This is a genomic window from Paenibacillus sp. JJ-100, assembly GCF_948329825.1.
Lineage (GTDB): Bacteria > Bacillota > Bacilli > Paenibacillales > Paenibacillaceae > Paenibacillus.
The window spans coordinates 1,411,721-1,433,523 of the sequence record NZ_CAOJCM010000001.1 but is presented as its reverse complement, the minus strand read 5'-3'; the positions used below and the strand labels follow the sequence as shown (position 1 = coordinate 1,433,523).

The following is a 21,803-nucleotide window of genomic DNA, read 5'->3' as shown; positions in this document are numbered from 1 at the left end:
TTAATTCATGCACTGAATGGTAACGCTTTCAAATAATATTTTAGTCCTCATCAATTCATAAATATGGTAGATTGATTATCTTTTTAGTATTTTCATGTCGGGACTCTGCATTTTTTATGCACTAATATTTCATTCTTCAAAAAAAGAATTTCTGTAATAGGAAAAGGCGCTGCTCGTTTTCGGCAGCGCCTTCTATATTCAAACCTTTTTCCTTTAAACCTAGGACGCATTGAGCATTTGAATGACTCTTCTAAATAACTGTTCAGTCTCCTCAGGGGTATTGGCCAGCAGTTCGCTTACAGAAAAATCATATGCATATTGGATCATCGGGTGATCCAGCATACCGGGAGCGTGCTCGTTTAACATTCGAACTGCTGTGGGCTCTTCCACAATCTCTTTGAGAGTGGAATCCATCGTAAACCGTTCTCTTTCGAGACTCGTTTCCGTCGCATATTCGAAGCTGTAAGATCCGGAACCAACCTCCACAGGCACTGTTTTCTCAGGCAGCACAATAATTGCTGTTGTATTTGCTGGTATAGTTACATTTACAATAATTTTGCCTGCTCTGCATGACCAAGAGCTTTTAATCTCTCCGTAGACTGAATCAAAAGTAGCATCTACCGAACTGATTCCTTGGATGAATTGAGGTTTTATTAGAATCTTCTTATAACCTGCTTCAATTGAATTAATTCCTGCGAGTTTTCTATACATCCATTCACCAATCGAACCATAGGCGTAATGATTTAAGGAGTTCATACCAGATGTATCGAAATCACCATTGGGTAGAATTGAATTCCACCGTTCCCATATCGTGGTAGCCCCTTTTTTCACGGCGTATAGCCAGGATGGAAAATCTTCCTTTAAAAACAAAGTGCCGGCAAGGTCATGCAAGTCATTGTCCGATAAGGCATGACACAGATATGGAGTACCAACAAATCCTGTCGTGAGATGGTTCTTATGTTTTGCAATATTGTTTTCAAGCGTCTTTCGGATCCGATCCTTGTATCTTTCCTCGGCAAGATCGAAGTGTAGAGCTAACACGCAAGCCGTTTGTGTTTCGCTGACCATTCTGCCGGTTGAAGAGATATATTCTACATTGAAGGCTTGTTTGATTTCGCTATACAATTTTTCGTAACGTAAAGCATCTTCGGTTTTGTTCAGAAGTTTGGCCGTTCTGGCAACAAGTTCGGTCGAATAGGCATAATAAGCGTTTGCCACCAGATAAATATCTGTAGCCCCTGTTCTATCGTTACTAATCTCCTCTTTGTCCAACCCTAACCAGTCCCCGTATTGATAACCAGTCTGCCATAATCCATTGGCTCCACAACGTGCAGTAATATAATCAATCCACCCCTTCATGCTGTCGTATTGTTCTCGCAGCAAGCGAAGGTCTCCATAGGTTTGGTACATGACCCAAGGGACAATAACAGCGGCATCACTCCAAGCGGCAGCACCTTCCTGATTCCCAAGAATGTTAGGAATAACATGGGGAACCCCATATTCCTCCGTCTGTTCAGAGGCAAGGTCGCGCAGCCATTTCTTGAAGAAGGAGGCAACGTTCATATTGAACGCAGCTGTCCCAGCAAATACTTGTGCATCTCCTGTCCACCCTAGGCGCTCGTCTCGTTGAGGGCAATCCGTCGGTATATCAAGAAAGTTGCCTCTTTGGCTCCACTGAATGTTGCTTTGCAATTGGTTCACCATCGCATTGGAGGTCACGAAACTGCCTGTTTCATCCAGATGTGAGTGCAATACGCAAGCTGTGAATTGATCAAGCTGGATCTCATCTATCCCTTCAATGGCGATATAGCGAAATCCGTGGAAAGTGAAATGAGGACGGAAAATTTGATCTTTACCGTTACAGATCAATCGATCAATGGATACCGCCTGCCTTAACGTATCTGGATAGAAATTTCCCTCCTTATCAAGGACTTCAGCATGCCGTATCGTTATCGTTTGACCTTTTCGCCCTTTTGTTCGAAGCTCTACAAACCCCGTAAGGATTTGTCCGAAATCAATGACACATTCTCCTTTAGGAGTAGTAATCAATTGAAGTGCAGGAAGCCTTTTTGTGATTTTGACAGGTTCACTTTCCTGAGCAACAAGGCGATTTTTATCGAATGAGATCGTCTCCACTTGGAAGGACTGACTTTCATCAAAACAAGAATCGTAAGTCTCGCCCATGTAAATTTCACTTGAACGTATAGGTCCGGTAGTCACCTGCCAACTTTTGTCGGTTGCAATGATGTCTTTTGACCCATCCGTATAGACAATGTGGATTTCCGCAAGTGCAGCGACTCTATCCCCGTAATGGTTCGGAGCGCAAGTAAAACCAAATATGCCTTTATACCAGCCATTCCCCACCGTAATCTCTATTTTATTCTGACTCTCTAACATGCCGTCCAAACGGTAAGTCTGATACTGCAAGCGCTCGTTGTAATTCGTCCATCCAGGTGCAAAGTAGTTTTCTCCTACTCTCGTCCCATTGAGAGTAATTTCATAAACTCCGAGGGATGTCGTATAAATTCGGGCTTGCTGAATCTCCTTTTCGACGGTGAATTCTTTGTAAAAAACGGGTGGGGCACTTTCTTCGCTCTGGAATGGATGTGTGATCCACTCGGCCTGAAAGTTGCTGCCTTCCAGCAAGCCGGTCTCAAAATGTCCTTCCATGGCTGCGTGATTACCTTTGTTATCCCAAACATCGACTTGAACTTGGTACACAGTCGAGGCCTCTAAACGAGGGCCAGCATATTCCACTAAAACGGAGACGTCTTCATCCCTCTTTCCAGAATCCCAGACTTTCTGCAGATCTTGTGTCACTTTTATTCGGTAAGCGGATTGCATAACGTCCTGATCAGTCGAACCTAATTTCCATGAGAATCTTGGGTTTATTGTGTCTAGCCCAATCGGGTTTTGCATGTATTCAATCCGGAAATCCTTTAATTCCATGAGATAACCCACCTTTCAACATAGATCTCACACCAAAATGTTAACGCTTACTAAATTATCATAATGAATTCTCCTCATACAATATGGTAATATCATTGTAATTTTATAATTTTGATGTGATTAGATGATTAAAAGGAGCCAAACACAAAATGGATCTAAAACGTCAATGTAAACTTATTGCAGAACTCTTTGATATGTCCATTTTCTATGTAAGTTCCACCGGAGAGGTTCAATTCGAACTGCTGGGTAATCGAATACTTAATCCGCTGTACAAAAATGATAAACAATTCTTTTTTTCAGTGTTGGGTTTTGATCCATCCATATGTAAAGAAGATCCATCTGTTGTAAGAACAATGTTTTTTGAGAACTACATTCTCATTCGTATTGGTAACGATCTGAACGATGAAGGAACCATCATTTTAGGACCTTCCCTTCCATTTACTTTGATTGAACATAAAATAAATGGGCTTATCAATGACACACATCTCTTTGCGAACCGGGAACAAGTATATCGTTATTATCAATCTGTTCCTGTGATAAACCATGAGAGGCTAATCAACATCACGATTTTGATTAATCAAATGTTTAATCATGAATTGATCAAGGCTGAAGATGTATTACAGGACTATTTGCGTGGTACGCTCATCATAGAAAAAGAAATACAAGGTCCCATAAATTCTTCAAATGGCTATGATGAGATGCTCCATCACAACCCACTGAATGAAAAAAAACTGTTGACGATTGTCAAGGAAGGTAAATTGGACATGCTTAAAGACTTTACACAACTTGGTCATGAAAATACAGGAGTCCTGTCCAAATCAAGTCATATCCGTTCTAAAAAGAATCTTGGCATCATCGGAATAGCTCTTGCAGCCAGAGCAGCAATCGACGGGGGTCTCTATTCGGAGATTGCTTTTTCGGTAAGTGATCTCTACATACAGCGACTCGAGGAACTACGGACCGATAAAGAAATCGATCAATGTTGTTTGGAAGCATTTTTTTCGTTAACCGAGAAAGTCTCTAAGGTTAAAGAATCACAGCATTCTAAAATCGTAACACTCTGCAAAAATTATATATATAACCACCGTTATTCCAAAATTACACACGACGAAATTGCTGAACATGCCGATATTAGCCCAAACTATCTGTCTGTACTATTTAAAAAAGAAGTGGGGGTTCCCGTGAATGAATATATTCAACAGATCAAAATTGAGGAAGCTAAACATATGATTCAATTTACAAGAACTCCGCTTTCTGAAGTCGGATCTCTTTTGAGTTTTACGGATCAAAGTTATTTCACCAAGATTTTTAAAAAACACACAGGTAGAACCCCTAAGCAGTATCAACAAACGCATCATATGTTAGAGGAATAAGCCCGATGGCGGGCTTATTCTAACGATGCATTCATTCAACGGTTAACAGCGGATAAGATACTTTGAAGTGTTTCTTCTGTGAACAGACCGTTGCTCATAAGTGCTGCATTGTGCAATGTGGTACCCATAATTAATTCCTGCATTCCCTCACCCAATCCTGCTCCATTCCCGTCATATTGCCCCATCGCAGCCATAATTTCAGCTCCAACGGGATGCTGCAGTAATTCACCGAATGTGGAATGCCTAGTAATTGGTTTGGTAACTATTACGCTCGATTCTACCTCGATCGTTTCAGTGAGTTCAATCTCTCTTGAAGATTTTCCGACCATAATGTCGAATTTCCCTGTCTCCACATGCCAGTCTTTCAGCTTAACATCGTAGAAAGCAAAGGCTCTTTTGCCCAGTTCAAAATGTACAGTGGTCTCTTCACCAGGCTGAAGTGAAACTTTGGCGTACCCCTTCAATTCCTGAAGTGGACGTGGGACCGTTGATTCCACATCACGTACATATAGCTGAACGGCCTCTTTTCCCTCTGTTTCACCCGTGTTTTTAATTGTTACTGAAACCGCTACACTGTCGGTATCTTTGATCTGTTTATGACTGACCTGTAGATCATTATATTCAAATTGGGTGTAGCTTAAACCGAAGCCAAATGGAAACAAAGGCTCAACATCTCTTGTATCGTAATGACGGTAGCCAGTAAAAACACCTTCTCGATATTCGACAGTCTCGCCGTCTCCGGGGAAATTCAAGTACGACGGATTGTGGATCAGTTTTTTAGGAAATGTCTCAGCCAGTTTCCCGCTTGGATTTACGCTTCCAAAGAGAATATCAGCGATCGCACCGCCCAAAGCCTGACCTCCAAGGTATGCCTCCAATACACCCTTAACTTTATCCAGCCAAGGCATTTCAATGGGACCTCCATTGCTCAATACAACAACAATGTTCTCTTGAACCTCCGCGACTGCTTCAATTAAAGTTCTGTGACTTTCGGGCAATTGAAGATGTTTCCGGTCGAAACCTTCGGACTCATAACGTTCAGGCAGCCCGGCAAAAACAACTGCAACCTGTGCATTCTTTGCGGCAGCTACTGCTTCTTGGATCAGTTCTTCGTTTACAACATCTTCGTCCAATGTATAACCGGCCGCATACGAGAGGTTTGCACTGTCAGTGGCTGTTTTAAGGATTTCTTCATAGATGTTATCCAGCTTCGTTGGTATAACATGTGAACTACCGCCGCCCTGGTAGCGCGGGTGCTGCGCAAATGCTCCGATAACTGCAATGGAATCTTCGGTGTTTAGAGGTAGAATGCTCTCCTCATTCTTGAGCAGGACCATGCATTCGCTTGCCATTTTTCTGGCCAATTGGTGCTGTGCCTCTACATCAACCGATACTGACTTCCGCTGGCTATCTACAGCTTTGAATACAAGTGACAACAATCTCTCAACAGACTGATCCAGCACCTCTTCGCTCAGCTTTCCCGATTGAACAGCTTCAATAATTTTCTTGCTTCCCGCACCATGACTGGAGGGCATTTCCAGTTCCAGACCGGCAGCTAGTCCCTGATCCCGTTCATTGACAGCTCCCCAATCCGAGACCACTACGCCCGAAAATCCCCATTCATCCCGGAGAATTTCAGTCAGTAACCGGCTGTTTTCGGAACAAAATTCACCATTTACTTTGTTATAAGCGGCCATGACGGTCCATGGCTCTGCCTCTTTCACTGCATGTTCAAAGCTTGCAAGATAAATTTCCCGTAGAGTCCGTTCATCCACCACTGCATCGACAGACATACGCTTATATTCCTGGTTGTTTACAGCAAAATGTTTGATAGAAGTACCCACGCCTTGGCTTTGTACGCCTGAAATATAGCTAGCTGCCAAAGTCCCCGATAAATAAGGGTCTTCAGAAAAATATTCAAAATTTCGGCCACACAGCGGGGAACGCTTGATATTCACAGCAGGCCCCAAAACAATCGAAATATCAGCTGCTTGTGCTTCTTGTCCGAGTGCTGTCCCCATCGTATGGGCAAGTTCACGATTCCACGATGAGGCAACTCCACTTCCGGATGGGAAGCAGGTAGCTGGTAAACTTTTGTTTATACCTAGGTGGTCCGCAGTCCCGTCTTGTTTTCTAAGTCCGTGAGGCCCATCTGACATCATAATAGAGGGAACCCCAAGACGGTCAATGGCATTGGTATTCGTGAAATCTCTACCTGAGCAGAGTTCTGCTTTTTCTTCTAATGTCATTTGCTTGATCATTTCTTTCAAATTAGGATCCATTCGCTCTCCTCCGTTGGTAACTATAGATAATGAAATTGATTACTTTATAAGAGTAGATTAAATGCTCCTAAATATATGGTAAAATAGTTTGCTTTTTGGAAAAATAATATGTTATTTATGATGTGAACTTCGTAAATACTTTTTAAACCAGTTCATTGTTTACACCATTTAATGAAACAGTGTAATTAACCCCAGCCCAGGACAAGAACTTTTAACGAATTTAGATTAGTTTTCGTATGTAAATAGGAACATGTTCTTTCATTGGCTTGGGACACGAACTTGTACCGATGAAATAAAAAAAGCCGCTTAAATAGCGACTTCAATGGGAATCTGTTCTTGTCCCTCGACAATTATGCATAGCGAGTTTTTTTAATAAATCATCTCTTTATATCTCCGCGTACCTTATTATGAAGAAACAAATGTTATTTAAATCTGCCGCTTTAACAACAATGTTTTAATTATCATAAATTCCCCTGTTCAGCCTCCCTAATCAGATTAACGGCTTGTTAATCGCGGAAACAGCTGTTTCATTACTGTTCTTTATACACGCGTACATAATCCACTTGCATCGTCGCGGGGATATCGGAAGCGTTCGGAGTACGGCCGCCGTCAAAGTTTCCGCCGACTGCCAAGTTCATAATGAGGTAGAACGGCTCATCGAAAGGCGCATTCGGATTATTCGGTGCAGCTGCGGAATACCACTGCTGGTTAGTGACTTTATAGTAAAACTTGCCGTCCACATACCATTTAATATTGTCTTCTTCCCAGACTACCGAGTATACATGATAATCATTGGCAAACGTTTGCCCCTCCGGGAAGTGATAATCGCCGCCCGAGTACTGGTTCCCAGGCCATTGTCCACCAAAGTGTATGGTACCACTTACTGATCCAGGCAGACGGCCTCTCGCTTCCATAACATCAATTTCACCTGATGCAGCCCAAGTGCCGTACACCGAATCTTTTGGAAGCATCCACAGTGCTGGCCATACACCATCACCTGTAGGAAGCTTGGCACGAAAATCGACTCTGCCGTACTTCAAGGACAGTTTATCCTTGGTGTTAATCTTTCCTGAAGAATATTGTGCATACCGATTTGGGTCTTGAGGGAAAGATTTGCTGTCGTTCATGGCTTTGATATTCAGCTTTCCGTCCTGTACATATACATTTTGGGTGCTGTTTGTGTAGTGCTGAAGCTCTGCATTCCCCCATCCCCAAGTAGCAGGATCATTGTTGAGATAATAGCCTGTTTCATAATTCCATTTACTTGTATCCAGCGTAGTTCCGTTAAACTCATCCTGCCAGATGAGATTCATGCCCGCGATTGCCGGGTCGGTTGGTGTTCCGATTGAGATATCCTCTTGATCGGATACATCAGGACGCGGGGCGTTTGGATTGCCGATGAAGGTATAGTTGACGAAATTGTTGCCAATATTTCCACCCGCCTGTCCGTTCAGCGGATATCCAATACGGATCTGCATATTTTCTTGGATTGGCTGGAACCAAAGGCCATAGACGTAATCGGCCCAGTATCCCCACTGATTGGCATCGGACATATTGTTGTACCCATTACCGGAGTAAGCAAATTTGCTCTGGCTGGAGTTACTCAAATCAACCCATTGCCCATTGATGTTAATTTGATATACAAAATTACCCAGTTCTTTGGCAATTGGCGCTCCCCCATCAATTTTCGGAAGCGGAACCCCAATGGAACCATTTGCATCTGCTGTGAAGGTTGTTCCTTCGTATGGCGTAATGACATATGAATTTCTTGTAGGTTCATTAAACGTAATGGTATAAACAAGGTTAGCCGAAGAAGTCTTTGATTCCAATTTGACATTGATCGACTCCGTCACGTTAAACCAGTACCCGCCGCCGCCATCAGTGAATTGGCCAAAATTTTGATCGTAGATCCAGCCGCTGGCTGCGTTATTGTCAATATCGATCCAAGTACTGCTGTTAACAGGTTTGACATACACCTTCAAATCATCCGCAACAGCTTCATAAGTGACCGCAGGATTATTGTTGAACGTTGGATATGTAAAGCCTGCACCGCCTGTGAAACTTGCTGTGATTTGTGGACCTTGTGTTGCATTCATCGCTGTGATGGTTGTTTTGTTGATGTTTTGGAATACAAGTTGATACTCCAGCTTAACACCATTCGCTTTGGAGTACAGTTGAATCTCGGTTGTTGCCGAGAGGGTGAACCAATAGCCATTGAACCCGCCATCGCTCCAGTGTCCCCAGTTTTGGTTATAGATATATCCGCCTGCCTGGTCGATATCAACCCAGTTGTTGCCTACTTTCACATTAACACCCACATCATTGTAAACATCATTCCATGTCGCGGAGCCTCCATTGAACTTAGGCATAACAAATCCGTAGCTGGCCTTGCCAACCCCTGATTTTGAAATAACAGGCCCGTCTGCTGGTGAGAAGTACTCCATAGAGGTTACGGTAGTTTCCGCTGCGTGAACCTTTGAAGCTGGCAGTATGCCAATGCTAGCCAGCATTACAACCACAAGGAACATACCGAGTACCTTTTTCATAAACTGTTTCTCCGTAAAGCGAGATCGTTTCATAATTGCCCTCCTATAATAGAATAATAGCTTCTCCCAATCCATGTGTATTAAGGAAATCGCTTACATGGGGGATATCTCTATTCTATCGAATAGGTTAATTTGCTGAAAAGGTACAATTGTTTTTGTGGTATCCCATTTTTTTGGCTTTTGATTCAATTGGCATATTTAACATGGGAGATTGTCCGTTTGATTATACTATTTCATGGTATAGCGTTGTTGTAATGAGCTTCGTGCTCTGCCTTCTGCCGCATCATCTGTCGGTACTCTGTGGGTTGGATCTGCATTACAAGTCGGAACGCGCGTGTAAAGCTTTTGTAGCTATCATAGCCAACCATAGCAGCCACCTCAACAATTTTATGATCGGTTTCGGCGAGAAGCTTCCGCGCTTTATCCAGACGCACATCTCGTAGGTATTCAGCAAAACCTTTACCAATATTCTTCTTAAACAGATTAGAAAAATAAGCATAATTAAGCGATACATGATTGGATACCATCGCGAGGTCCAGCGGTTTGTGGTAACTCTCGTGGATAAAACGAATGGCTTCATTTAGATCCTGCGAATGGCGATAGCTGCACTTATAGTCATAATATAACTGATTCAGCCGAAGCAGCTGCTGTTGCAGTGCTTGTATATAATCACGCATCCCTTGATAATCAAAGAGATTACGCAATGATTCAAGGTTCAGCTCTTCTTCCCCCATATAAGGGCGGATAACTCGTTCGTATTCCTCCATCATCTGAACGGTCGCAGCACAGAGCTGTTGCGTATAGCGAATAGAATAGCGTTGCAGCACCTTTTTGTGAAATAGTGCAGAAATACCCTGAGTAATTGTTCCACTGTTATCTGTTCCAACCGACTGGAACAGTTCATATAAGTCCTCATAGGGAAGTTGCCACTGCTGCTCCATGTGCTCAATATGTGCTGGTAAGATACTGTATTGATCAGGAAACAGGTAACTGTGGCGATAGAGCTCAAGCACTTGGGTATAGCTGTCTGGTAGTTCTTTTAACCCCTGAATCGGGTTAGTCATGGCCGTTATGGCATTGATCTTTCCTTCCTTGATCGCTGCAGGTAAAACACTTGGATCTATGGACGCATCCACCGCAAGGATCAGGTATGGGCGATGTTGCAGGCAAATACAACCTTGTCTGCCAAACACACGATAAGCAATGGCTTCCATGCTATGGGCGCTGCTGGCTCCGGGCTGGTTAAGGCAAACTTCTTCCCGCATCAGGACTAGGCGATAATTACGCCATAACGCATCATTTTGTTCCTCAATCTGAAGAATCCATGCGTGATCACTTAACGCACCTTGCATAAACATTCTTAATTCTTTCCGATCGGTCTCTTGGGCGAGACGGGTTACATGCTGCATATTATGCGTGAGTGCCTGCCGTGTCTGGATCTCTTTCCATACATGCTCCAGGGAATTTTGCAGATCCTCTCGCTTTAAAGGTTTTAGCAAGTAGCCCTTTGCCCCAAGCCCGATCGCTTTTTGGGCATATGTAAAATCACTATAACCGCTGATAATGAGGTATTCCACATCCAAGTTTTCCTCTTTGGTTTGAGCCATGAGTGCCAACCCATCCATATCCGGCATCATAATATCGGTAATAACGATGTGAATGCAATGCTGCCGCAATAGGCACAGCGCCTCAATCCCGCTTGCGGCACAGTATATGTTGTTCAGTTCCAGAGGAAATTGATGTAGCATGGCCTGCAGGCCGTCACGAATGTGTTTTTGATCGTCCACAATCAGGATATTAATCATACCCTACCACCCTCCAAGATTTACATGTTCCCAAGGCAAGCGTATCGTTACACAGGTATATGCACCTTGCACACTATCAATCCAAAGACCGCAATTTTTGCCATAATGAAGCTGCAACCGCTTATTCACGTTTTCCAAACCAAGTCCGTTCCTGCTAGTAACCATCGGCGTATCCGATTCCCTCCGCATTACTGCCTGAAGATGGTGTAACATCTCAGGCTCTAACCCTTCTCCGTCATCTCTTATGTTAATGAAAAGCAGACTGTCATTCTCCACAGAAAAGGTGATCTCTATAGATACCCTGCCGCCTGAAGGTGCCCCGTGATGAACTGCATTTTCAACGATGGGCTGCATACACATCTTGGGAATGGCGTAGCGAAGGATCTCCTGAGGAAGATTCGCCGTCATAACGATACTGCCGCCTTCCATAAAGTTGATAAATTCAATATAACTTTGGATATTGGCAAGCTCCTCACGAAGAGCAACGGTATCGCTACGCCATTGCATGCTGTAACGTAGCTGGGAGCCGAGCGACACTAATGATTTGGCTATAGCAGGCTGCCTCTGTACCTCTGCCACCATACGGATCGATTCCAGGGCGTTATATAAAAAATGGGAGTTAATCTGCGAATGCAGGGAGTGCAACTGTGCGTTTTTGGCAACTAACTGCTTATCCACGACCTGTGTCATTAGACGTTTGACCTCATGTAACATTTTATTGTAATTCATTGCCACCTCATCGATTTCATCTCCTCTTTCGTTTTCATCAAGGCCTGTATCTATCATTGCATCCAGCTCGCCTTTCCGTACCTGACGCATGGAAACCAGTACGCTGTCCAATCGCCGGAAAATACGCCGCGTCGTTTGGGATACGAGTAGCATAATCAGCAGCAATACACATAATGTAATCGTTACCACAAATGCATACCAACTGCGCGGCCCCTCCATCAATGCCTGATGGGAAGAAATATCGACCACATAAGTGTTCAATGGAGCGATGTATCGATACAATGCATAGAAGCTCTGATCTCCCACCTTAACCTGAAGCGGGCTTTCCTGCGGCAATATATCCAACTGGCGATGAATACTGCCAAGAATCTCCTCCAGCCCCTGCCCGTACTTCTCAGAAAACTCATGCTGGGGATTGTAGACATATTGGGGAGGATCGCTTGCGTTCATCAACACCGAAAAGAAGTCCCCCTTGCTCTCCTGAAGCAGGTCGCTGAAAAACATACTGTGCGGGACACGCACTTCCATAATACTAGGGCGTTTCTGCTCCTGCCCTTGAAGGCGAACCAGACGATAGTAGGATAATGTGTGTTCACCATCCCTAAAAGAAAATAAACGGTAAGCCGCACCACCTTCATCCCGAAGCTTTACCCAATAATCCTGAGGCCAAAATTTCTTATAATGATAGATTTCAGGCCAGATTTCATACAAGTTTGGGTTATCGACGTAAAAGCTAAGCTCACTGATCATCGCATTGCTTTGAATGATATTGAGCATTTGCTCAAACTGGTTTTGCTTAAACTTCACCAGACGCAGTCCATCCACAAGCATATTGGAATGAATAAAATCCACAAATGACTTTTGAGTGAGGGCCGTATTGGAAACGTTCTCAATCATGTCCATTCTTCTGCGTAATTGTTCATTCAGCCATGAAACGTGGCTGTTGCCCGTTGCCATAGCGTCCTTATAGAGCTGGGTTTCTTGCATGCGGATATACACAAAGGATATCAAAATAACAGGTATGGCAATCATCAGGCTAAATGCCAAAAACAGCTTTTGGGATATACGGGCATTGCGATAAAGCTTCCTCAATCTCGTCAGTAGGTATTTCATTCTGATGTATTCACCACCTTTGTTATACCATATATTACTAGTTATCTAATAGGTAACAATGTATTAGAGAATGGTTATCTGGCTACCTTGGCTTTCCGCAGTTCCAGTTCAGCCTGGCGATATTCCATCACCTGATTAAAGCCGTAGTTCACACGACGTATCAAAAAATTTTCGAAAATTTTGTCAAAGGCAGCTTCATCCTTCGCTGTAATCAGTTCTGGCAGCACTTCTTCCCAATTCTGAGAAATACGTGACCAGGCTAACGCTATATCGGAATCACCCACAGGATCTAGTCCCTTATAGATGCCGCTGTCCAGATCGGCCTGTTGGTTGGCGAACTCCTCCATTTGTTTAATGGATGGGGCATTCTCTGGTCTCCACTGGTTAACGAAAGCAGGGTTTCGTAGCATCCAGTAGGTATCCATAATGCCATATTCCTTTTCCAGCCGCTCCCGATCCGTATCATGCAACTGGATCATTGCCGCCGTCAACTGCGGTTTGCCGTTCTCCATCACCCAGGTTTCGCCTTCTTTGCCCAAAAATAAATCCCTTTGGCCTTCTTCGCTGGCCAGATAGGTCAAAAATCGGATGGCTCGTTCAGGGTTTTTCGTGGATTTGCTAATCATCGTAACCATCCAGCCATCCATGCTGCCGGGGAACAGTTTGGCGGATTCTCCCCTGCTGCTCCGGGGTCCATCTACAGCAATATAGTATGAACTCTGATTCGTAAGGACTTCCAATTTCGAATTTAGCTCCGATATGTCTGTCCATTCCCGAATCATCATAAAATATTGGGCATGTTTGGTTTTTTCGTGCACCTGTGCACTGGAGTCGACCATAAAATCAACATTAATCAGGCCCTGCTCGTAAGCGGTACGAAATGTTTTCAGCCACTGTATATAATCGGGATCTGTCATTCGGTCGTATACTTTACCGTTCTGTTCATGGGGGATCGCAAGTAGATTTTGCAAATATTCGGTCATCCCATAGGATGTATTCCCCTGTGCCCAAAACGGACTGATCAGCTGGCCTTTATAAACAGAATATTGATTCTTCAGCAATTGCAATGCATTTAGAAAACCTTTCGGTGTGCTAAGGTCCGGCTTGCCCATCGACTCATACAGATCTTTACGTACGAGAAAGGTTTGGTTCGCTCCTGTCAAGCCGGTTGAACGCATCTGTTCGGGACTGTACGCATCATTGGGAATGACATAGGTATGGCCGTCTTCCTGCCTATGCCATTGTAGAGCACCATCACCTGCTACCTTGAAAAAGTAAGGATCATACTGGTTGGCTAGCTCATCCAGGGCATAGATGAGATTAGCCTCCCGAAGTTTGTTAACCGCACTCTCCCAGGAGCCGATGGTTATCAAATCCGGTAGACTTCCGGTCGTCAACATCCGTGATAACATCTCGCTTGGTTCACCAGTTGATACTTCAAATTCAATATTGACCCCTGTTTTTTGTGTGACATATTTGGAAGTCAGGCTCTCGCCCCAAGTGTGCCCATACCATTCGGCTCCAACGAACCACGTCAGATTTACGGGGCTGGTATCCAGCTTCCATGACGGTTCTTCCAGATTCAGATTAAGGTTCTGTCTCTTTTCCGTGAAGTCAGCCTTTGTCGAAGCACCATTATCTTCCGATTGCTCTGACTCAGAACAAGCAGTCAAGCCTGACATCAGACATATCAACAACAAGGCTAAAATAAAAGGACTTCGAAACATGTACACCTAAGCGCCTCCCTTCTATACTGGCCATCTCCAATTCCCATCTGCACCAGTATTCATACTAGTGGTATTACAACCGATTTTACTACCCTTGTATTAAAATGGAAATGGCATAGCAATCGATTCTGAGATGATCCGCAACATTCCCTCTAACGAAACATCACTTGTAATAAATCAATGGAAGGGAGACCAATTCGTTTATCTAAATCTGGATACTTATTGTCGGTGGGCTAATTGGCTGGTTGAGTGTAAATCTGACTGGACTGGACGTGCCTGGAGGCATACTCTGAATTATCATTGCTGGCTTTCTTGGATCATGGTTAGGGTACGAACTGGGAGGCCAAGGGGGCCCGTGGTGAGCGTTCCGAAGACGTCGACAGGCTGAAAAGTAAACCTAATGTGTTTTGCAATATGATTTTTAAGACTTATGGATGATCATCATCTTGGGAATCTGGTGGACGTTTAGTTCTGCTTGCATGTTATTGCAAAAAAAAGAAGGCTGCTTTTTTAGCAACCTCCCTCATCTAGATCATCTTACTTCACTTCGAGGAAATTCTTCAGGCGATAAATCAACGCTGCGGCTTCCGCTCGTGTCAGATCATTCAGCGGACGAAACGTTCCATCCTCATAACCATTAATCATCTGTAGACCAGACAGATATTCCACCTTCTCCGTTGCCCAGTATGAAATCCGCTCGTGATCCGTAAAGATCTGACTGTCCTCCGGGCGGATTCCTTTGATGGACTTCGTTACGTTGGCCAGAATGACCGAGGCTTGCTCTCGGGTAATATTTTGGTTTGGCGCAAAGATACTCTGACCCATGCCCGTAATCACCTTTTGTGACAAGCCCGTCCCCACATACGGTGCATACCAATCCTCTGCATGTACATCCTTAAACGTCCCTTCGTATGCTTCTAATTGGATGCCCATCATCCGTACAATCAGGGCGGTGAATTCCGCTCGGGTAATCGGACGTTTAGGTTCAAACTTTGTTGGGCTCACCCCAGACACGATTCCCTGCTGAGCGAGGTACATAATCTGCTCTTTGTTAAACGTGGATGAGATATCTATGAAGCGTACTTGCTTCGCTGGATTGGGCTCGGGTGTCGATTTCGGTTCTAGCGTCGGCTGCGGCTCATTTGGCGGCACCGTTGGGACTGATTTTGGTGTCGTTGTACCGCTACCACTGCTTGGCGAAAATGTTTCTGCCTTCGTTCGTCCACGAACGGTTTCCACTTTACTTTTTGCACCACCTGCATTTTCGGTCCAAATTTGGATCGCTACGTCAGTCGATGCCAGCAGCTTACCGAGCACAAAGTATCGATCCTTCCCGCGGTAGACTTCCTTGCCTTCCTTGGCCAGGACAAAGATTTCATTCGGGGATGCAAGTATCCATTTGAACTCCAGCTCGTGCGTGCTTTTCGCCATAGCTTCGACCGTGAATTCGCCGCTGGGTAGCGTTTCAGCTTTCTGAACCGCAATCGTTTCGCCGTCTCCGGCTTCATTGTACGGCACTACACGTACAGTGTCGTACGTCTTCGCGCTCTCCAGCCCTGCTATCGTGATCGAGGTTTGGTCTGTTACGGTATAGACCTGGTTCCCGATCAAGATGCGGTACCCGTCTGCTCCTTCAGCAGCTTGCCATGAAATACTGATGCTGGATTCGGTTACTTCTCCTGGCTTGGCTGAGCTCTTCACCGTGGCGGGCAGGGTCTGTACCTTCACTGAGAATCCTTCATCACTACTCCCCGATTCATTCGCAGCTTTAACTACGTAGGTGTACGTCTTGCCCGGAGAAAGTCTGTGGTCTTGGAATGAAATCTGGTCGGCTGCTGTTCTGCCAATTTCTTTTCCATCACGCTCGATGATGAATTCTGTTGCACCGCGAACTGCGCTTCCTGACAGGTCCAGTGTAATGGTCGTATCCGTGACCCTGCTTACCTTCGCCGTTGCCGGTGCTACCGGCTTGGTCATAGCTCCGAATATCGTAGCCTCCGATTCTACGCCACTTTCATTGATGGCAATCAGTTCAAAGGTTGCCTTTGCACCATCTGGCAAATTCATCAGAACGGCATTGCTGCTAGATGTGCTGTACACCTCATCGGTCACTGTGTTCCTGATTTGGTAGGAGACTGCACCAGGTACGGTATTCCACGTCACCCCTATTGCATGGGTTTCTGGCATCACCTTGATGCCTGATCCAGTTACTGCTAACGTTTTAGTTGTCACTACATACGTCGCTGTCTCACCTACACCTGAAGCGTTCTTCGCTTGGACAGCATATGTATACTTCGTTCCCGGCAAAAGGTTCTTATCCGTGTACGCTCGTTTGGTTGTGGCGATGGAAGCCAGTCGCTTTCCGTCACGCTCGATCAGATACTGATCGGCGCCCACCACTTGCGTTTTGCTCAGATCCAGCGTCAGTTGCTTCGTCTGAATATCTGTCGTTCCAAGCTCTACGGGCTTCCTTGGCAAGGTCAGGAGGTCAAAGCTCGTCTTCTCCGATGAGATGCCGTTTACATTCAACGAACGGACCGTATAATGATACATCGTTCCGTCCGAGAGTCCCGTCAGTGTGGTCTTGGTGTCAGTTCCACGGTATAACACCGTGCTTCCGTCCTCAATCACATACTCTACGGCTCCCTGCATTGAATCCCAAGTGACTTCCGCTTTGTACGCATCGAGTACCGACTTTACACCTGTCGGTGCAGACGGCTTGGTCATCCAGGTTACCGGGGTTGCCTTACTGGTCCCTGTGGCATTCACGGCTTTTACTGTCAACTCATACGTTGTTCCAGCCTCCAGATCCATTGCTTGGAATTCAGGTGCAGTGGGGTTACCTACGACTTGGCCGTCGATGCTCACTTCATAGAATCTCGCTGTTTGCACAGCATCCCATTTCAGGCCGACTGTATGTTCGGTTGTCGTGGTCACCTGGAAGTTGCCGGGAGCATACGGAGCGGTCAAGAAGCTTGCTTCTGCCTTCTCCCCATATCCGGATGCATTACCTGCCTCTACGGAAAAGCTGTAAGTCTTGCTACCCTCCAGATCATTTACATTGTAGGAGGTCCCGGCCACTTCAACGGTCTTGCCGTTGATTGTCACGCGATACTGATCAGCTCCGGTAATCGGGTCCCAGCTTAAGGTGGTACCTGTTTCATGAGTACCTGTCGTATGCAATCCGGTAGCTTGTTCGGGGATCGTGAGGCCACTTGCGGTAGCGTTCGCTCCCGAACCACTTGCATTTTCGGCATGAACTTCAAAGGTGTACGGCGTTCCCGGTGTCAGTCCGTTCACTCGCAGCATTGTAGTGTCGCTCGGCACAGTTTGATACCGCTGCCCGTTGAGATCAACGACATATTGGGTAGCGCCCTTCATATCATCCCAGTGGAGGGAGAGCGTTGAAGCGGTTGGGCTCGACACCTGCAAGCTCGTGACCTGTGCTGGTAGCGTGATCGTGCTAAACTGACTCGCGCCGCCTACCCCGGTTTCATTAGCTGCATACAGCTCATAGGGATAGAACGTTCCAGGTTCCAATAATGTGTCGTGGTAGCTGGTCCGCGGCTCCCCTCCATAGATGGGCACCCCGCCTCTCGATAGGTTATAGTACGTAGCCGAAGTCACCGTATCCCACGAGAGGAGGATGTCGCGTTCTCCCACCTGCGCCGTTTTGAAGTTCCCTGGCGCGGACGGCAGCGACTTGAAACTCACATTCTTACTTGCCCCTTCGCCCGAAGCGTTGATGGCACTCACCGAAATATGGTACAAGGTCCCGGAACTCAGATTGCCGATGGGTTGGTAGACTGTATCGGTCACCGACTGGTTATAGACCTCGGTATGGCCCGTTTCCTTCACTACAATTCGGTAGCCTGTTGCACTCTCCACCGGATCAAAGCTCACGGCCGCTATGCCGTAGTGGGTTCCCACCACATCGATGTGGATGTTCTCCGGAGCCTTTGGCAGCGTTAGCGCCGTGACCGGAGCACTCTTGGCGCTCTGACCCACATGGTTGCTGGCTCGTACCGTGTAGGTATAGACCCTGCCCCCCTCCAGCGCCGTGTCCGTGATCGTATGATTCGGATGCTGAAGTGTCCAGGTCTGTCCTGTCGTTTCGTTGGTCACATCATAACTATAGCCGTCCGGGTAGACGGATTCCGGTAAATCGAAAGCAACTTGTGCTGTCTTTTCCGTCACCTGCGTTACCCGTACGTTGCCGGGAATGCTGGCACTTCGTTGTAACCGGATTGCCTGTGAAACGGTGTCGAAGGTATTGCCAGCGTAGTCCTCTGCTTTCGCATGAACGTACCAAGTGCCCTCCTCCTGGATCGTCATCGATAAGTTATCACTTGTAGCTGCGTTCCAGCTGCTAGGGGTTTCCGCGCTACTAGTCAACTTATAAAACCGCTTATTCGGATTAATGTCCGATTCAGTATCAGCATAGGCGATGGTTACCGGCACATCGTTAGCCGTCCAGTCCTGTGCGTTCGGGGTGATTGTAATCGTCGGAGCTGCGTTGTCGATCCAGATGGTCCTCGTGATCTCGTTGCTTTCATTCCCCACGGCATCTTTGGCCCGTACAGTCAGGGTTGTCTTCCCCTTAGCTGTCACGGTACCGCTCGTGCCAACCGTGTATGCCCCATCGTTTAGCTTGTATTCGTACGACACCGAGTTGACGTCCTTGCTACCGCCAATGTTGAACGTAACGGGGGTCGGAGTCCACGTCGAATCACTGAGCGTGATGCTCGGATCACTTGGCGGCGTTTTGTCGATCCGGGCTGTTCCCTGTACCGTCGAACTTTCATTACCGACCCGATCAACTGAACGAGCGTAGATATCCGTTACGCCTTCTTGAGAGAGGGACACCGCTCCAACATAGTCCGTCCAGACCCCTCCCGTACCTACCTTATACTGGCTTTTCGCTGTACCAGAGCCAGTATCATTCCCATCGGCTATCGTGAAGGTTACGTCCTGATTCGTCCATGTCGCGTTGCTCATCGTCAAGGTTGGGACGTTTGGAGCGGTTTTGTCTATCGATGCCGTGGCGGTCGCCATCGTGCTCACGTTACCCACGTTGTCGATGGTCTGTGCCGAGATGACGTTTTGCCCTTCGGTGCGGACTAAGAAGGGTCCAACATAGTCCGTCCAGGCCCCATTACCGATTTTGTACTGGCTCTTCTTCACGCCGCTCTGCGTATCCGTTCCTGGAGTCAGGGTCGCTGTAACAATGTTATTGCTCCATCCGGATGGATTCAGCGTAAGGGTCGGCTGTGCAGGTGCCGTTTTGTCAATGTTCGTTATCGTGTAGCTCTGGCTCTTGGTGTTCCCCGCGTTATCTTTCGCTACGAAGGTATATGCCCCGTTGTCCGTAGCTACAACCGAAGCCGTACCTCCCTCCGTCCACGTTCCATCAGGCTGCTGCAACGAATGAATCCCTGTTTCGCTATCTGATCCACTCGCTGTCAACGTCACGTTACCTGAAGTCCAAGAGGTCGTACTTGGAGTAACAGAGAGGGAAGGTGCAATGGTGTCCGTGTATTGCTTGTGCACGATCGAAGAGATATTCCCTTGGTTGTCTACCGCAGCAATGTGAACATAGAAGTTGCTCGACACTTGATTCGGCCATGAGTAGATCGTACCCGTTGTCTCAATTGTATTATCTGGTACGGTTGTTGGATGAGTATCGACAACGATGGAGTACCCCTTAACTCCTGAGGTAACGGTAACAGGTTTGTTTGCTGACAGGGGTGACGACCCACTTGGAGCGACAGCTCGAATTTGATAGTTGTATGTTGTACCGTTATCCCCTGAAGACGGCGACCATGTTATCTGAGGATAACGATTTGATACAACGGTATTCAAAAGTGTCACAGGTTTCGGCCCCTCCAAATCTACGGCAGTGGTGTCATCAAAGTCAGACAAATAACCGCTATAGATCATCTCCCCGTCCCTATATAAATTAACTTGGGACGCATAGCCAAAAGTAATGTCATCGACAAACAAACTTCCGTTGGTCTGCCAGAACAGCATCGGTTTAATGCCGTATGTCATATAATCATACTCATCATTGGTTGGTAATACTGTGTTTAAACTGTAGGTAGTCCAAACACCATCGCTTGCGATTTGCCTGACCGGAAAGCCAACGCCCCCTTCGTTGTATCGCAGAATTTGATCTCCATAGTTGAATATCTCATTCTTAAATGCAAATGTCTGTCCATTAGGAAGGACTTGCCCCCATGGAGCGTTGTTAGTAGGAGCCTTTCTAAAAATTTTATTTGTATCATCCCATTGATACAGCATCACTCCATAACTGTAATTCTGATCGCGAGATGAAACCATTACTACCACATCACCATCAACTAAGGAAATTATACCCCCATCAACATATGCAGCAATTGTGTCTGGTGGGTTACGCCAATCAACGGTCTGTCCAAATTTTACGAATTTTCCGTTAGTATCGGTGAGGTTGTATCCCCTCTTGTACCAACCAGTAGCGGCAGTGAAATAGAATTGCGAGAAGTTTCCCCCGGTTGCCATGGCTCGGAATGTAATACTAATAGCTGAGCCCCCTGGCAAACTTTTACCTTTGAATTGGCTAACACTCCAGTCTGACTGTGTTACAGGAAAGTTAATGAGGTTACCAGTGTGATTTGACATGGTGTCTGTTACTCTAAGCGCATTACCTCCACCAGGGGCTGCAACTACTGACTGATTCCCTATACCCGACCAATGCAGATTTGGGATCTCTTGACCCGACTCAAAGGAGGTCTGACTTAAGATGTCTGGAGGTTGCATCGTTACGCCCCACTCCAGTTTCACATGATTTCCCGAATGGTAAGCGTTTAGAGAAGGCGTAGCTGCAGCGGCAAATGCCGTCTTCGTTCCAATAGAAAGCATTGATGTAATCAATGTTGTACAAAGCAAAACGCTCAGTAATCGAGTTCCTTTTTTCTGAAACATGAATTTAACCTCCATATATAAAATTGTCAAAGAACACTGTATAGCGGTTGCACACTACTTCGGCTAGAACGAAAAAAAGCACCTCGAACATAGACTGTACCTATGTTCGAGGTGCTTCCTCGCCGTTCTTAATATGCAATTACTTAAAATATAGCAGTTTATTGCTTCTAAGTAAATTAGATTTTGAACATCGACCTTTTGGAGACTGCTGACCCGATTGCCGGTGGGCAAGTTGTTAGACAACGTAAACTCTGGATTAATAAGAGTAAATAATGGCTACCAACTATATTAAGTATCTGACGCAAGGCATTCTTATGTA

At 45.8% G+C, this 21,803-nt stretch carries 8 protein-coding genes and 1 pseudogene; 2 read left to right on the top strand and 7 right to left on the bottom strand.

From position 1 onward, the window contains the following. Positions 1-219 precede the first annotated feature (219 nt). The gene (locus tag PQG66_RS06500) at positions 220-2,949 is read right to left on the bottom strand and encodes a glycoside hydrolase family 78 protein (RefSeq protein ID WP_272036308.1); all 2,730 of its coding nucleotides are present in this window, start codon (positions 2,947-2,949) and stop codon (positions 220-222) included. Positions 2,950-3,098: 149 nt separating this feature from the next. On the opposite strand from PQG66_RS06500, the gene PQG66_RS06495 reads away from it, so the two are divergent. After that, positions 3,099-4,322: a helix-turn-helix domain-containing protein gene (locus PQG66_RS06495; protein ID WP_272036306.1), complete on the top strand. Its 1,224-nt coding sequence runs from the start codon at positions 3,099-3,101 to the stop codon at positions 4,320-4,322. Positions 4,323-4,357: 35 nt separating this feature from the next. Here PQG66_RS06495 and PQG66_RS06490 read toward each other — a convergent pair whose 3' ends face one another. From PQG66_RS06490 to PQG66_RS06470, 5 genes are all read right to left on the bottom strand, one after another. Continuing rightward, positions 4,358-6,604: a glycoside hydrolase family 3 C-terminal domain-containing protein gene (locus tag PQG66_RS06490; protein WP_272036304.1), complete on the bottom strand. Its 2,247-nt coding sequence runs from the start codon at positions 6,602-6,604 to the stop codon at positions 4,358-4,360. A gap of 530 nt (positions 6,605-7,134) precedes the next feature. Further along, positions 7,135-9,183, bottom strand: a complete 2,049-nt coding sequence (locus tag PQG66_RS06485; protein WP_272036302.1) for a glycoside hydrolase family 16 protein — start codon at positions 9,181-9,183, stop codon at positions 7,135-7,137. Positions 9,184-9,383: 200 nt separating this feature from the next. Next, positions 9,384-10,937, bottom strand: coding sequence for a helix-turn-helix domain-containing protein (locus PQG66_RS06480; RefSeq protein WP_272036300.1), 1,554 nt, complete (start codon positions 10,935-10,937; stop codon positions 9,384-9,386). 21 nt (positions 10,938-10,958) lie between these two features. Continuing rightward, positions 10,959-12,797, bottom strand: coding sequence for a sensor histidine kinase (locus PQG66_RS06475; RefSeq protein ID WP_272036297.1), 1,839 nt, complete (start codon positions 12,795-12,797; stop codon positions 10,959-10,961). Between the two features lie 74 nt (positions 12,798-12,871). Next, positions 12,872-14,524: an extracellular solute-binding protein gene (locus PQG66_RS06470; protein WP_272036529.1), complete on the bottom strand. Its 1,653-nt coding sequence runs from the start codon at positions 14,522-14,524 to the stop codon at positions 12,872-12,874. Positions 14,525-14,733: 209 nt separating this feature from the next. On the opposite strand from PQG66_RS06470, the pseudogene PQG66_RS25355 reads away from it, so the two are divergent. Continuing rightward, positions 14,734-14,880 (top strand): annotated as a pseudogene (locus PQG66_RS25355) (GlsB/YeaQ/YmgE family stress response membrane protein); the annotation flags it as partial. Positions 14,881-15,061: 181 nt separating this feature from the next. Here the strand turns inward: PQG66_RS25355 and PQG66_RS06460 are convergent. Then, the gene (locus tag PQG66_RS06460) at positions 15,062-21,484 is read right to left on the bottom strand and encodes a fibronectin type III domain-containing protein (RefSeq protein WP_272036295.1); all 6,423 of its coding nucleotides are present in this window, start codon (positions 21,482-21,484) and stop codon (positions 15,062-15,064) included. Between the last annotated feature and the right edge of the window lie 319 nt (positions 21,485-21,803).